Below are 14,136 nucleotides of genomic sequence, written 5' to 3' on the forward strand. Positions count from 1 at the left end.
GCGGTGAGCAACGGGCGGTACTGGATCGCCCACAATGCGGGCGTGCTGACGGCGGCTGTGCTGTTCGCCGTGATGTTCACCCTCTACGTCTCGAACCACAGCGCCGGCCTGACGCCCGCCGTCGCCACCACGGCGGCGAACAAGGCGGTGCTGCTCGCCCTCGTCGCCATGGCGCAGACGCTCCCCGTTCTGACGCGCGGCCTCGATCTTTCGGTCGGCATGGTGTTCGTGATGACCAACTGCATCGCCTCGGCGATCGTGGTCGGCACGGTCGGCGAGGGGCTCGTCGGCATCGTCGCCGTGCTCGCCATCGGCGCGCTGGCTGGCTTCGTCAACGGCGCCATCGTCGTCTGGGGCCGGCTGCAGCCGATCATCACGACGCTGGCGACGGGGGCGGTCTATTACGGCATCGCGCTGTTCATCCGGCCGAGCCCGGGCGGCGACGTGCAGTCGGACATCGCCGACCTGCTGACCGGCCAGGTATTCGGCGTGGTGCCGGCGGCGCTGGTCGTGCTCGCCGCCGTGGTGCTCGTGGTCTGGATCCCGTATCGCCGCTCCGTGCTCGGGCGCGCCGCCTATGCCGTCGGATCGAACGAGCAGGCGGCCTACATGTCGGGCGTGCCGGTGCAGCGGGCGAAGCTGCTCGCCTATACGCTCGCCGGCCTTCTCGCCTCGGTCGGCGGGCTGATGCTCACCTTCAACACCTATTCGGGCGAGGCCTCGGCGCCGATCGCCGGCTCCTACACGCTGAACTCGATCGCGGCCGTCGTCATCGGCGGTACCTCGCTGTTCGGCGGCTGGGGCTCTGCCATCGGCTCCATCTTCGGCGCCTTCGTGCTGCGCACGATCGAAGACCTCCTGTTCGTCTTCGACCTGCCGCCGCTGTGGCAGCCGCTGTTCCAGGGCGTCGTGCTGCTCGCGGCCGTCAGCCTCGGCGCCTTCCGCATCCTGCGCGTCCGCAACCGTCTGGAGCTGCTCACGTGACCGGCGTCGATACGGGGGCCGCGAGGGGCCCGAGCCTGGCCGGCCGCCTCGGCGTCGATCGCTCGGTGGCGATCGCCTTCGGCTGCATCCTTCTGATCCTCGCCGCCGGCGCGCTCTATTCGCCGGCCTTCCTGTCGCCGGAATACCTGCTGCAGCAGCTGCAGGTCGGCGCCTTCCTCGGCATCATCGCGTCGGGCGCGATGATGGTGATCCTGCTCGGTCATATCGACCTGTCGATCCCCTGGGTGGTGACGCTGGGCGCGATGATGGCGACGGCCATGGTCGGCTGGGGCGGGGCGGCGGGCGTCTGGCTCTGCATTCCCTTCGGCGTGCTCTGCGGCGCCTTCATCGGCACGCTGAACGGCCTCGGCGTCGCCTATCTGCGCCTGCCGTCGATGATCTTCACGCTCGGCATGAACGCGGTCGTGCAGGGCCTGATGGTGCTGCACACCGGCGGTTTCGCGCCACAGGACCAGGCGACGCGGGCGATGCATTTCCTTGCCGTCCAGCGCAGCCTGTTCGGCATCCCGAATGCGCTGTTCGTCTGGGCGCTGGCCGGGTTCTTCGTCATCTACGTCCTGAAGCGCACGGCGTTCGGCCGCGCCGTCTACGCGGTCGGCAACCGCGAATCGGCCGCCTATCTCTCCGGCGTCAATACCAACCGCGTGCTGATCGGCTGCTTCGCCTTTTCCGGCGCCATGGCCGCCTTCGCCGGCGTGCTGCTCGCCGGCTATTCCAACAAGGCCTACCAGAACATGGGCGACGCCTATCTGCTGCCGGCGATCGCGGCGGTGGTGCTGGGCGGCACCAACATTCTCGGCGGCCGCGGCAACTATCTCGGCACCATCGCCGGCGTCATCCTGATCACGCTGCTGCAGTCGATCCTGTCGGTGATGCAGATGCCGGAGGCCGGTCGCCAGGTGATCTATGGCTGCGTCATCATCGTGATGCTGCTGATCTATGGGCGCGGGGCGAAGGCGCGAAGCTGACCCCAGCCCGATATTGTTGAGCCGGCTCGGGCGGAACGGCGGGTTTCGCCCGAAAGATGCCGCCTTCGGAGCGTCGTATCCTCGTCGCCGTCGGGCAGGCGGTGTCTAGCGGAGCGCCGTGCATGGGGTCGACGAAGTTTCTCTGGGGCGCGGCGAGCGCCGCCTATCAGGTCGAAGGGGCCTGGCAGGCCGACGGCAAGGGCCTGTCGAACTGGGACATCTACACCAACGTCTACCGGGCGACGGAGCCGGTCACCGGCAAGCAGGAAACCGGCAACATCGCGATCAACGCGTATGATCGCGAGCAGTATCTCCAAGACATCGCGCTGATGCGACAGCTCGGGCTCAACTGCTACCGCTTCTCGCTCTGCTGGTCGCGACTGCTTCCGGATGGCGTGGGGCGGGTCAACGAGGCCGGCGTCGCCCATTACCAGCAATTCGTCGTCGACCTCCTCGAGGCCGGGATCGAGCCTGTCGTCACGCTCTATCACTGGGACCTGCCGCGGGCGCTCGACGACCGCGGCGGCTGGTACAATCCGGAATCGGTCGCCTGGTTCCGCCACTATGCGAGCCTGGTGCGCGAGACGCTCGGGCCCAAGGTGACGAAGTTCATCACCTTCAACGAGCCGTTCATCGATCTCTTCCTGATCGAGCCGATGGTCGAGAACATCAAGACGGGGATCGGCGATCCCTTTGCCATCACCGATGCGCAATATGGCCGCCAGGCGGTCGCGCTGCATCACTGGCTGCTCGCCAATGCGCAGGTGATCGGCGACTACCGCGCCGCCGGCTATCGCGGCGAGATCGGCGTGGCGCTGCCATTGATGCCGACCATTCCCGAGAACCCAGGCAAGTCGGACGACATCCTCTCGGCCGCGCTCGGCGACGCGGTGATCAACCGCTGGTGCCTCGATGCGCTGTTCAAGGGGCGCTATCCGGTGGAAGTGATGAACTCGATCCAGGCGCTCAATCCCGAGTTCACCGTCACGGAAGCCGATCTGGCTGTTCTCGCGGCCAACAGGCCGGATTTCCTCGGCGTCAATTTCTACGCGCCGGCCTATGTCCGCCACGATCCGCTGAAGCCGCTCGGCATCAACTGGATGGAGACCAACCCGGATCCGGCGCCGGCCGCCTTCAACGGCCCGGTCCGGCCGGATTACCTTCGCCGGCTGCTCGAGCGCATCCGCGACGACTACGACAATCCGCCGGTCTACATCACCGAGAACGGCGCCGGATTCGGCCCGGTCGACGAGGTCATCGACGGCGACACGGTCAACGATCCGCGCCGCGCCAACTACATCCGCCGCCATGTCGAGGCGGCGCTGAAGGCACGCGAGAGCGGCGTCGACCTGCGCGGCTACATGGTGTGGAGCCTGTTCGACAATTTCGAATGGCTGCAGGGCTATGGCCGCCGCTTCGGCATCGTCCATGTCGATTTCGACAGCCAGAAGCGGACGCCCAAGCGGAGCTTCGAGGCCTATCGCGAAATCATCGCGCGGGGCGTCGAGCCGGCCGGCGGCTGAGCAGGGGTCCACCGGCGTCGATGCCCGCGCGGCGGTGGCGGCATGGCCCGGATCGGCCGGACGGGCGGGGCGCTCGCTTCCGCCGCAGGGCGGTTTGTGGACAGTCATGGCCGCAGCCGATAAAAGGCGCTGTCAGAAACAGGATGGAGCAGAGGTCCACCTGCGTCCCCCGGCGCCGGACCACGCACACATGACGAAGCCCCAGGCTCAACCGCTTCCCAAGACGCCGCTCCCCCCGGAGGACGGCAAGCTCAATCTGCGCCGTTGGGGTGATTTCTACCGGGCGATCGTCAACAATGACGACGGCACGATCGGTGTCGTGGCGCGCATCCTGCGCGCCAATTTCCGCGATCACCGCAAGGGCTACCTGGTCTCGTTCTTCTTCCTGTTCGTCGTCGCGGCGATGACGTCGCTGTCCGCCTGGATCATGCGCGACGTCGTCAACCAGATCTTCGTGGCGCAGAACGTCCAGATGCTGTGGGTGCTGTCCTTCGGCGTCATGGCGATCTTCATCGTCAAGGGCTTCGCCACCTATGGCCAGGTCGTCATCCAGAGCCGTATCGGCAACCGAATCGTCGCGGAGAATCAGAAGCGGTTCTATGATCGGTGCCTGAATTTCGGCCTCGATTTCTACAACGACCGCGCCTCGAGCGAGCTGATCATGTCGATCTCGCGCGGCTCCAACGCGATCCGCTCGATCCTCGACACGATCGTGCTCAGCCTCGGCCGCGATCTCGTCACGCTGATCGGCCTGATCTTCGTGATGATCTACCAGGCGCCGCTGATGTCGGTCATCGCGCTGCTGGTGGCGCCGATCGCGATCATCTTCGTCACCAAGCTGGTCAAGCGCATCCGCAACATCGCCAAGTCGGAATTCGCCTCCAGCACGCAGATCGTCTCGATCATCCAGGAGACGGTGCACGGCGCCAAGATGGTCAAGGCCTTCGGCCTCGGCGATCACATGCGCGGCCGCATGCAGGAAGCGGTCTCGGCGGTCGAGCAGCGCGCCAACAAGGTGTCGCAGCTGCAGGCCCGCACCAGTCCGCTGATGGAGACGCTGGGCGGCATCTCGATCGGCCTCGTCATCCTCTATGCCGGCTGGAGCACGATCTCGGCCGGCAAGACGCCGGGCGAGTTCATGTCGTTCATCACGGCGCTGCTGCTCGCCTATGAGCCGGCCAAGCGCCTGGCGCGGATGAATGTCGGCATCGCCGAGAGCCTGATCTCCGTGCGGGCGCTGTTCGCGATCCTCGACCATCCGCAGAGCATCACGGAAAGCGACGATCATCCGCCGCTGAAGCTGACCCGCGGCAAGATCGAGCTCGAGGATGTCGGCTTCGGCTACCGCAAGAAGGAGCAGGTGCTATCCGGCATCACGCTGTCGGTCGATCATGGCCAGCGGCTGGCGCTGGTCGGCCCGTCCGGCGGCGGCAAGTCGACCATCCTGTCGCTGATCCAGCGCTTCTACGACGTGCAGAAGGGCGCGGTGAAGGTCGACGGTCAGGACATCCGCACCGTCTCGGTCGCCTCGCTCCGTCACCAGATCGCCTTCGTCAGCCAGGACGTGTTCCTGTTCTCCGGCACGGTCGCCGACAACATCCGCATCGGCCGCCTCGGCGCGACCGACGCCGAGGTCGAGCAGGCGGCGCGCGATGCGTTCGCCTATGACTTCATCCAGGGCCTGCCCAAGGGCTTCCAAAGCCATGTCGGCGAGAACGGCGTGCAGCTCTCGGGCGGCCAGCGCCAGCGCATCGCGATCGCCCGCGCGATCCTGAAGAACGCGCCGATCCTGCTGCTCGACGAGGCCACCTCGGCGCTCGATTCCGAATCCGAGCACATGATCCAGATCGCGCTCGACAAGCTGGTCGAGGGCCGCACGACGATCGTCATCGCGCATCGCCTCGCCACCATCCTGAACGCCGACAAGATCGCCGTGATCGAGCGCGGCCGCGTCGTCGAGGTCGGCACGCATCCCGAGCTCGTCCAGCTCGGCGGCGTCTACGAAAAGCTCTACCGCTACCAGTTCGACGAGGGCGTGGCGGAGCGCGAGCGCGCGCAGGCCGCCGTCGGCTGACGCGCGCCTTTCGCGGCGTATTCCAGGTACAAAAAAGGCCCTCCCCGGCGGGGAGGGCCTCTTCATTTGGGCGGGTTCCGCCGGGCCTCAGAGCAGGCCGCGGCCGGCCAGGTTGCGCATCAGCGCGGCGGTGCCGAAGGTCCAGGGTTCGGCGTCGGGGCAGAGCACGACGCGGTTCGACAGCTTGCCGAGCTTGGGCGCGCTGATCGTGACGATGTCGCCGACCTTGTGGGTGAAGCCCTGGCCCGGGCCGTCGCGATCCTGCACCGGCGCGAACATGGTGCCGAGATAGAGCACGAAGCCGTCCGGATACTGGTGGTTCTTGCCGACCGTCTGCTTGACCAGATCTTCCGGGTCGCGGCTGATCTTGGACATGGCGCTGGAGCCGTCGAGGCGGAAGCCGTCGGCCTCGCCGTCGACCGTCAGGCGAACCTCGGTCTGGCGCACGTCGTCGAGCGAGAAGCCGCCATCGAACAGGCGGATCATCGGGCCGATCGAGGCGCTGGCGTTGTTGTCCTTGGCCTTCGACAGCAGCAGGGCGGAGCGGCCCTCGACGTCGCGCAGATTGACGTCATTGCCGAGCGTCGCGCCGACGATCTTGCCGGCCGAGGAGACGACGAGCACGACTTCCGGCTCGGGGTTGTTCCAGGTCGAGATCGGGTGGATGCCGATCTCGGAGAGATGGCCGACCGCCGACATCGGCTGCGCCTTCGAGAAGATCTCGGCGTCCGGACCGATGCCGACCTCGAGATACTGGGACCACATGCCCCGCTCGATCAGAAGCTTCTTCAGTGCCATCGCCTGCTCGGAGCCGGGGCGCAGCGCCGCGAGGTCGTCGCCGATGGTGGCATTGATCTCGGCGCGGATGGCATTGGCGCGCTCGGGCAGGCCGCGGGCCTGCTCCTCGATGACGCGCTCGAGCATCGAGACGACGAAGGTGACGCCGGCGGCCTTGACGGCCTGCAGGTCGATCGGGGCGATCAGGTAGGGCTTGGACGGGTCGCGGGTGGCGAGCGGCGTGTTGGCGAGGATCTCCTCGAAGCTGCCAACGAACTCGCCGTCGGCGGTCGCGGCGACGCGGGCCGGATCCTGCGCCTCGCAGAGGTCGCGCATGGTGACGACCGAGGCGGTGATGTCGATCAGCTGACCGTCGCGCAGCGCCACGACGGACGGGCCGTCGACGTCGGGACGGAAGACGCGGCCGACCAGCGTCGCGGCCTCCGCATCCTCGGGCAGCGCAAAGCGGGCGGCGGTGTCGAGCGGCATGTAGCGGTCTCCGGGATTGTCGGCGCGGGGCCGGGCGTTGAAAGCGGCGCACCCGTTATAGCCGCTGAGCCGCGATAGGCCAGATCCCTGTTGCTTTTCGTCCGACGAACGTGACGGGGACGCCTAGATGCAGCCGACATAGTCGCGGGCGGCGCGGGCGCGTGCCTGGATGGTGCGGGCGCGGTTCTGCATATAGCGGGTCGGCTTGGCGGGGTTGCGGGTGATCGGGTTCGGCAGCGCGGCGGTCAGGAGCGCCGCCTCGCGCGCCGTCAGCCTCGCGGCCGGCTTCTTGAAATAGTACTGCGCCGCCGCCTCGGCGCCGAACAGCCCGGGTCCCCATTCGGCGATGTTCAGGTAGATTTCCATCACCCGCCGCTTCGACAGCATGAAATCGAGATAATAGGCGAGCGGGATCTCGAGGCCCTTGCGGATATAGGAGCGCGACGGCCACAGGAAGAGGTTCTTCGCCGTCTGCATGGCGATGGTGCTGGCGCCGCGCGAGGGGCCGCCCTCGCGGTCCAGCACCTCGTTCAACGCGTTCCAGTCGACGCCCGAATGGTTGCAGAACTGGCCGTCCTCGGTCATCACGATGGAATTGACGAGCGCGGGCGAGATGTTCTCGATCGGCGTCCAGTCGCGCGTCATGCCCTGTCCGGTCAGGCCCGACCACAGCATCAGCGTCGAAACGGGCGGCACGACGGCATAGAGCGGCGTCAGCACCAGCGGCAGCGCTGCGATGACGATCGCCACCTTGAGGGCCAGGGCGAGGATGCCGCGCCGGCCGGCGAAGGGGCGGGCGAGGGCGGCCGGCAATCGGAGGCTCATGCGACATCCTGTGCTGGTCGGTGCGGGACCGGTTCGACGGCGAGCTTGCGGAGGAAGGCGCTGAGCAGGCGGAAATCCGCCTCGCGGCTGGAGCCCTTGCGCCAGGCGAGGCCGAGCGAGCGGCGCGCCGGCGCGCCGGACAATTCCGCGAGGTGGATGTCCGTGCCCGACAGGATGCCCGCCTCGACGGCGATGCGCGGCAGGAAGGTGATGCCGAGGCGGTTATCCACCATGTGGACCAGCGTCGTCAGGCTGGAGGCGCGGATTTCCTCGTCCTGGCGATCGGCGAGGCCCGGGGCGACGGCGCGGATGTGATCGCGCAGGCAATGGCCGTCCTCCAGCAGCAGCAGCGTTTCGTCGGCGAGTTCCTCGCGCTGCACGCTGGCGCGCCCGGCGAGCCGATGGTGATCGTCGACGGCGAGCAGCAGCGTGTCCTCCGCGATGATCTCGGTCGCGAGGCCCTCTGTCTGGGCGGGGAAGGCCAGGAGGCAGATATCGAGCCGTCCGGCGCGAAGATCGTCGAGCAGCGTCCGCGTCAGGTCCTCGCGCAGATGGAGGCGGAGGTCCGGATAGGCGCGGCGGAGGTCCGGCAGGGCGCGCGGCAGGAAATAGGGCGCGATCGAGGGGATGACGCCGAGCCGGATGCGGCCGGAGAGCGGCACCTGGCTGGCGCGGGCGGCATCGACCATCTCGCGCGCGTCGACGAGCAGCGCCTTCATCCGCCGCACCGTCTCCTCGCCGGCCGGCGTCAGCGCCAGCGACCGGTTGGAGCGATCGACCAGACTGACGCCGATGATCTCCTCGAGCTGGCGGATGGCGTCGGACAGCGTCGATTGCGTCACATGCGAGGCCGCCGCCGCGCGGCTGAACGAGCCGGTCTCGGCGAGCGCGACGAAATACTGCATCTGGCGGAGCGTGGGCAGCGACGACATGGTTCTGCTATAGCCGTCGACCGGTTGTGCGACAATCGGGTTTTCCGATGCTGTGCTTCGGTTATTACGATTTGACCGAAGGCTCCCCGCATGACATCTCTTCGCGCATGCAGCAGCGCCGTCATCGTTTTGATTGCGCTGCAAAATTCCAGCCACAGGAGAGTCTCATGCTCGGCATCGGCGACAAGCTTCCCGAATTCTCGGTGACCGGCGTCAAGCCCGGTTTCAACCATCACGAGGAGAACGGCGAGAGCGCGTTCGAGACGATCACCGCCGCGAGCTTCCCGGGCAAGTGGAAGGTCATCTTCTTCTACCCGAAGGACTTCACCTTCGTCTGCCCGACCGAGATCGCCGAGTTCGCCCGCCTCGCCGGCGACTTCGAGGATCGCGACGCGGTCGTGCTCGGCGGCTCGACCGACAACGAGTTCGTCAAGCTGGCCTGGCGCCGCGACCACAAGGACCTGGACCGGCTGCCGATCTGGAACTTCGCCGACACCAATGGTTCGCTGGTCGACGGCCTCGGCGTGCGTTCGCCGGACGGCGTCGCCTACCGCGTGACCTATATCGTCGACCCCGAGGGCACGATCCAGCACAGCTACGCGACCAACCTCAATGTCGGCCGCAACCCGAAGGACACGCTGCGCGTGCTCGACGCGCTGCAGACCGACGAGCTCTGCCCGTGCAACCGCGAAGTCGGCGGCGCCACGCTGGCGGCCTAAATCCGAACCGGGCGGGCCGGGCGCCATGGCGCGCCGGTCCGCCCGGATCCTCGTGACGCCCGTCCGTCCGATCCGTCTTCGAAGCGCCGCGTGGCGCGCCCGCGCACCGGCCGAGGCCGGCGGGCGCATTTGCAAAGGTTTTCCCCCATGTCGATCGATACGCTGAAGTCCCGGATCCCGGATTTCGCCAAGGACATCCGCCTCAACCTGTCGACGATGGCTTCCGACGAGACGCTGTCGCCGCAGCAGAAATACGGCTTGATCGTCTCCTGCGCGATCGCCAGCCGCAATCCGGAGGTGCGCGCCGCGCTCGAGGCCGAGGCCGCGCAGCATCTGTCGCCGGCAGCGCTCGCCGCCGCTCGGTCGGCCGCGTCGATCATGGCGATGAACAACGTCTATTACCGGTTCAGCCACCTGGTCTCGAACACCGAATACCGCACCATGCCGGCCAAGCTGCGCATGAACGTCATCGGCAATCCCGGCGTCGACAAGGTCGATTTCGAGCTCTGGTCGCTGGCCGTCTCGGCCATCAACGGCTGCGGCATGTGCATGGACAGCCACGAGGCGGTCCTGAAGAAGGCGAACGTGCCCTCCGACGTGATCCAGACCGCCGTCCGCTTCGCCGCGATCATCCAGTCGGTCGCCGTCGCGCTCGAGGCGGCCGAGGTGGTCGAGGCCGCCTGATCCACCTCGGGGCTCTTTCGTCCGCATGGGACGAAGGCCGGCCCCTCTGGTGCCGATTGCCGGCGCCCCCGTCGTCCGAGACGTGATCGTCTCAGGAGGACGGGGGCGTTTTCTTGTCGGGCTGCCGTTTCGCGTCCTGGTTCGGGGAAAGGATCGCGTCGATGAAGTCCAGCCGGCCCTCGAGGATGGCGCGTCGGGTCAGGTGGTTGCTGTCGCGATAGTCCGGCCGCACACCGTCGCGCGATACGGCGCAGCGTTCGGCCTCGCACATCGTCTCGAGCGGATCGACGAGCCGCGCGCCGGTCGATTGCGCGATCCGCGTGAGCATCGTGCGCGCCTCGGAGGCCCGGGCGGCCGTCTCCGTCCTGTCGATCGGCGCCAGCGCATCCGGCGCGACGCCGAAATAGGCTCGCTTCACCGATTCATGCGGCAGGTCGATCGCCGCGTCGGGCAGCGGCAGCACCAGCGTCACCGCGATGCCCTTCTTCCGCAACTCGTCGATCTTTCCGGCGAGCCGCGCGAAGGCCGCTTCCATGCCCTCGCGGTAGCGCTCCGGGTCGCGCTCCAGCCGGCAGCCATTCTTCGGATCGAAGCAGATCTGCTGGTTGTTGGCGTGCGGCTGGTAGGGTCGCAGATAGACCGGCCAGTAGGCCGACAGCACCACGTCCTGATAGTCGCCGCTTTCGGCCCGTTCCCAGGCCTTGTCTATGAAGGTGCCGCAACGGCTGCCCGGCATGACCTGGTCCGTGCCGGGGAGCGGCGCGCAGCCGCCATAGGTCAGGAAGGTGAAGGCGTGGCCGGGCCGGCCGTCCTCGAGATGCGCGAAGAACTGCTCGGCGTGGGAATCGCCGATGAAGAGCAGGTTGCGCTCCGCCGTCTCGCCGATCACGCAGGGACGCAGCGCATCGCGGACCGAGAGTGCCCCGCATTCCGGCGGATAGGCGCTGTCGCCGATGGCCTGCTCGGCGGCGAGCGTGCGCGCGGCGAGCGGTGACGGCGCCGGGGTTGCGTTCGCGAGCGCCAGCGCGCCCGTCATCGTGCCCGCCAGCACGGCGAGGCTGGCGAACCGGACCCATCGTGGATGGGCCAGCGCGCCGGGCTTGGGGCGCTGGCGGAACGGGGTCTCGATGAAGCGATAGGACAGCCCGGCGATGACCAGGGTCGCCGCCGCGCCACCCAGTGCCGCGGCGGTGCCGTCGAAACCGTAATAGGCGAGGCCGACGACGATGGGCCAATGCCAGACATAGATCGAATAGGACCAGAGCCCGAGGGCGAGCACCGGTCGGCTGTCGAGGCCGGGCGCCGTCTCCTGACGGGCGACGAGCAGCAGCACGGCGCCGCCGACCGGCAGCAGCGTCGCCCAGGACGGCCACGCCACCAGATCGTCGATGCCGACAAAGGCGATCGCGACCAGCGCCAGGCCGGCGAGCGCCAGCAGGTTGGAGAGCGCGGCGCGCGGACGCCAGCCGCCGCAATGCAGGAAGACGAGGCCGCCGGCCAGCATCTCCCAGGCGCGGGTCGGCAGCAGGTAGAAGGTGATGGCCGGGCGCGTCTCGGCGAATGACGCGGCAAGCGCGAAGGAGAGGATGGCGCCCGCCCAATAGGCCGCCAGCAGGAAGCGTCGCCCCGGCAGCAGTCGCCGGAGCGCCATCAGGACCAGCGGCAGGACCAGGTAGAACTGCCATTCGACCGAGAGCGACCAGGTGTGCAGCAGCCATTTCGACTGCGCCGCGATGTCGAAATAGCCGGCCTCCCGCCAGAAGGCGAAATTGGAGACGAAGAGCATCGAGGCGACGATGCCGGCGGTGATCTCGCGCCGGGTCAGCGGGTCGATCCAGAGCTGCGAGAGCGCCAGCAGCGCGACGCAGAGCGCGGCCAGCGCCGGCACGATCCGGCGGGCGCGCGCCGCGTAGAAGCCCCCGAGCGAGAAGCTGCCGCGGTCGAGTCCCTCGACGATGATCCGGGTCATCAGGTAGCCGGAAACGACGAAGAACAGGTCGACGCCGGCGAAGCCGCCCGGAAACGGGCCGAGCCGGAAATGATAGAGCACCACGCCAACGACCGCGATCGCCCGCAACAGGTTGATGTCGAGGCGAAACGCGCTGCCGGAGGTCGGAGGGGTCGCGGGCGTCATGCCGTCCTGTTGGGGCTCTGGTGTCACGGTAGCAATAAGGAGGCCTGACGGCCCGGGCAATCCCGCCATTGGTCGCCGGCGACCTCCGAAGGGATAGTGCCGCACCCCGGAACGGCGCATCGGCTTGACGGCGGGGCGTCAAAAGCGGCAAGGCTTGCCGCAGATCCTGCGTTCACTTGAGGCCATCTTGGTTCTGATCGACGACGAATTCGACGCCCGCCTCGCCGGCGTGGCCACCGCCATCGAGGCGCGGCTCGCCGCGGTGCTCGCCGCGACGCCGCTGGCGGGCGAGATCGCGCGGCCGGCGCGGCTGGTCGAGGCGATGCGCTATGCCGCGCTGGGCGGCGGCAAGCGGCTCCGGCCCTTCCTGGCGATCGAGGCGGCGCGGCTGTTCGGCCGGGACGGCGAGGGCGCCCTGCGCGTCGGCGCGGCGATCGAGTGCCTGCATTGCTACAGCCTCGTCCATGATGACCTGCCGGCTATGGACGACGATGATCTCCGTCGCGGCAAGCCGACGGTGCACCGGGCCTATGACGAGGCGACGGCGATTCTCGCCGGCGACGCGCTGCAGACGCTGGCCTTCGATCTCATCGCCGATCCGGCGACCGACGCCGATCCGCAGGTGCGGGCCGAGCTGGTGCTGGGGCTGGCGCGCGCCTCCGGCCTCGGCGGCATGGCGGGCGGCCAGATGTTCGACCTGCAGGCCGAGCGCGAGACGCCGGACGAAGCCGGCATCCGCCGGCTGCAGGCGATGAAGACGGGGGCGCTGATCCGCTTCGCCTGCGAGGCCGGGGCCATCCTCGGCCGCGCCGCTCCCGAGGAGCGGGCCGCCATCCGCCGCTTCGGCGAGATCATCGGCCTCGCCTTCCAGCTCGCCGACGACGTGCTCGACGAGACGGCGACGGCGGAGGCGCTCGGCAAGGCGACCGGCAAGGACTCTTCGCGCGGCAAGGGGACCTTGGTCGGGCTCCATGGCGTCGACCGCGTTCGCGCCATGCTGGACGACCTGGTGGCCGAGGCGGCGGAGCTTCTCGCCCCGTTCGGCGCGCGGGCCGCGACGCTCACCGAAGCCGCCCGCTTCGTCGCCTATCGCGAGATGTGAGGCCGATCAGCTCTCGTCGTTGCGCACCAACTGCATCAGCGGCTTGCCTTCGGCGTCCAGCAGCACGAGCTGCCCCTTGTCGACCTGGAAGCCATGCGTCTTCGCGATGGCGTCGAGGAAGCCCTTTTCCTGCTCCATCTGGTCCGGCATGCACGCCATCCGCGTCGTGCCGAGCGGGCCGACGGAGATGATGCCGTCCTTGACGCTCGCCGTGCCGAAATAGCGGTTGCAGCCGGCCGAGCCGGAAATGCGGCCGCCGGCCTCGACCGACAGCGTCGCCGGCGCGGTGTCGAGCACGGGCCGGCCGCCGATCGCCTGCGCCCGCCATTCGGTGCCCTGCAGCGCGCCCGCCGGCGTCGTCAGGCCGTCCTTGACGAGGGCGGGGGCGGGCACGCCATTGACCACGATCGTCACCGGTCCGGTGGTCTTCAGCGGTTCGACGGCGATCGCCTCGCTCGTGCTGAATAGCAGCGTGTCGCCAAGCGCGATGTTCGCCTCGAGCGCATAGGCCGCGTCCCTGGCGATCAGCCGGCGCGGATAGTTCAGGCGGAAGCTGATCGGCACCTGGCGGCCGCGAGGGCGGATGGTCTGGCTGGTGATGACCTTGCCGGGCGCGCCGGCGGCGGAGCGCTCGACCAGGCTGACGGTGACGACCGCCTGGGCGTCGAGCGCGATGCGCTCGCGATAGGTGACCTCGCCCCGGAGCGTGCGCGCCGTCGCCGTGGCGGCTGGCAGCAGCACGAACGCGAGGGCGGCCATCAGGCAAAGCGACAGGATGCGGAGCACGATCGAACCTCGCCGGCGACAGATTTTGGGAAGACACATCTAATCATTGCGCGCCGCTGCGTAAACGGGTGCCCATGCGGAAGATGCGGAGTCTGGAATGGCCATCCGATGCCGGTCC

Annotated in this window: 12 protein-coding genes; 7 read left to right on the forward strand and 5 right to left on the reverse strand. The window is 68.3% G+C overall.

Annotation, left to right across the window (positions count from 1 at the left end; all coding sequences use genetic code 11):
• The first annotated feature begins 3 nt into the window (after nucleotides 1–3).
• From G539_RS0110175 to G539_RS0110190, 4 genes are all read left to right on the forward strand, one after another.
• Nucleotides 4–984 (forward strand): ABC transporter permease, encoded by a 981-nt coding sequence (locus tag G539_RS0110175; RefSeq protein ID WP_029075111.1) that lies wholly within the window; start codon nucleotides 4–6, stop codon nucleotides 982–984.
• Complete coding sequence (locus G539_RS0110180) at nucleotides 981–1,973, forward strand: ABC transporter permease (RefSeq protein WP_029075112.1); 993 nt, start codon at nucleotides 981–983, stop codon at nucleotides 1,971–1,973. Before G539_RS0110175 ends, G539_RS0110180 begins: the two co-directional genes overlap by 4 nt.
• Before the next feature lie 122 nt (nucleotides 1,974–2,095).
• Nucleotides 2,096–3,496 (forward strand): glycoside hydrolase family 1 protein, encoded by a 1,401-nt coding sequence (locus G539_RS0110185; RefSeq protein WP_035830949.1) that lies wholly within the window; start codon nucleotides 2,096–2,098, stop codon nucleotides 3,494–3,496.
• 190 nt (nucleotides 3,497–3,686) lie between these two features.
• A complete protein-coding gene (locus G539_RS0110190) occupies nucleotides 3,687–5,570 on the forward strand; it encodes an ABC transporter ATP-binding protein (protein ID WP_029075114.1) in 1,884 nt (627 codons plus the stop codon).
• A gap of 87 nt (nucleotides 5,571–5,657) precedes the next feature.
• Here G539_RS0110190 and G539_RS0110195 read toward each other — a convergent pair whose 3' ends face one another.
• From G539_RS0110195 to G539_RS0110205, 3 genes are all read right to left on the reverse strand, one after another.
• A complete protein-coding gene (locus G539_RS0110195) occupies nucleotides 5,658–6,836 on the reverse strand; it encodes a fumarylacetoacetate hydrolase family protein (protein ID WP_029075115.1) in 1,179 nt (392 codons plus the stop codon).
• A gap of 123 nt (nucleotides 6,837–6,959) precedes the next feature.
• A complete protein-coding gene (gene mtgA / locus G539_RS0110200) occupies nucleotides 6,960–7,661 on the reverse strand; it encodes a monofunctional biosynthetic peptidoglycan transglycosylase (RefSeq protein WP_029075116.1) in 702 nt (233 codons plus the stop codon).
• Nucleotides 7,658–8,593: a hydrogen peroxide-inducible genes activator gene (locus G539_RS0110205; protein WP_029075117.1), complete on the reverse strand. Its 936-nt coding sequence runs from the start codon at nucleotides 8,591–8,593 to the stop codon at nucleotides 7,658–7,660. Before G539_RS0110205 ends, mtgA begins: the two co-directional genes overlap by 4 nt.
• 167 nt (nucleotides 8,594–8,760) lie before the next feature.
• On the opposite strand from G539_RS0110205, the gene G539_RS0110210 reads away from it, so the two are divergent.
• Both G539_RS0110210 and ahpD read left to right on the forward strand, forming a co-directional pair.
• Nucleotides 8,761–9,312: a peroxiredoxin gene (locus G539_RS0110210; protein WP_029075118.1), complete on the forward strand. Its 552-nt coding sequence runs from the start codon at nucleotides 8,761–8,763 to the stop codon at nucleotides 9,310–9,312.
• A gap of 147 nt (nucleotides 9,313–9,459) precedes the next feature.
• Nucleotides 9,460–9,996 (forward strand): alkylhydroperoxidase, AhpD family, encoded by a 537-nt coding sequence (gene ahpD / locus G539_RS0110215; protein WP_029075119.1) that lies wholly within the window; start codon nucleotides 9,460–9,462, stop codon nucleotides 9,994–9,996.
• Nucleotides 9,997–10,087: 91 nt separating this feature from the next.
• Here ahpD and G539_RS26160 read toward each other — a convergent pair whose 3' ends face one another.
• Nucleotides 10,088–12,130, reverse strand: coding sequence for an acyltransferase family protein (locus G539_RS26160; protein WP_051231268.1), 2,043 nt, complete (start codon nucleotides 12,128–12,130; stop codon nucleotides 10,088–10,090).
• A gap of 187 nt (nucleotides 12,131–12,317) precedes the next feature.
• Here G539_RS26160 and G539_RS0110225 point away from each other — a divergent pair, with 187 nt between their 5' ends.
• On the forward strand, nucleotides 12,318–13,232 hold the full coding sequence (locus G539_RS0110225; protein ID WP_156911926.1) for a polyprenyl synthetase family protein: 915 nt from the start codon (nucleotides 12,318–12,320) through the stop codon (nucleotides 13,230–13,232).
• Between the two features lie 6 nt (nucleotides 13,233–13,238).
• Here the strand turns inward: G539_RS0110225 and G539_RS24335 are convergent, their stop codons facing one another.
• Nucleotides 13,239–14,018: an META domain-containing protein gene (locus tag G539_RS24335; protein ID WP_051231269.1), complete on the reverse strand. Its 780-nt coding sequence runs from the start codon at nucleotides 14,016–14,018 to the stop codon at nucleotides 13,239–13,241.
• Between the last annotated feature and the right edge of the window lie 118 nt (nucleotides 14,019–14,136).

The organism is Kaistia adipata DSM 17808, from assembly GCF_000423225.1.
GTDB lineage: Bacteria > Pseudomonadota > Alphaproteobacteria > Rhizobiales > Kaistiaceae > Kaistia > Kaistia adipata.

What these genes read in the sequence shown, in the direction of transcription:
- G539_RS0110185 (WP_035830949.1), top strand. Translation starts at nt 2,096, where the DNA reads ATGGGGTCGACGAAGTTTCTCTGGGGCGCGGCGAGCGCCGCCTATCAG.
- G539_RS0110190 (WP_029075114.1), top strand. Translation starts at nt 3,687, where the DNA reads ATGACGAAGCCCCAGGCTCAACCGCTTCCCAAGACGCCGCTCCCCCCG.
- G539_RS0110195 (WP_029075115.1), bottom strand. Translation starts at nt 6,836, where the DNA reads ATGCCGCTCGACACCGCCGCCCGCTTTGCGCTGCCCGAGGATGCGGAG.
- mtgA (WP_029075116.1), bottom strand. Translation starts at nt 7,661, where the DNA reads ATGAGCCTCCGATTGCCGGCCGCCCTCGCCCGCCCCTTCGCCGGCCGG.
- G539_RS0110205 (WP_029075117.1), bottom strand. Translation starts at nt 8,593, where the DNA reads ATGTCGTCGCTGCCCACGCTCCGCCAGATGCAGTATTTCGTCGCGCTC.
- G539_RS0110210 (WP_029075118.1), top strand. Translation starts at nt 8,761, where the DNA reads ATGCTCGGCATCGGCGACAAGCTTCCCGAATTCTCGGTGACCGGCGTC.
- ahpD (WP_029075119.1), top strand. Translation starts at nt 9,460, where the DNA reads ATGTCGATCGATACGCTGAAGTCCCGGATCCCGGATTTCGCCAAGGAC.
- G539_RS26160 (WP_051231268.1), bottom strand. Translation starts at nt 12,130, where the DNA reads ATGACGCCCGCGACCCCTCCGACCTCCGGCAGCGCGTTTCGCCTCGAC.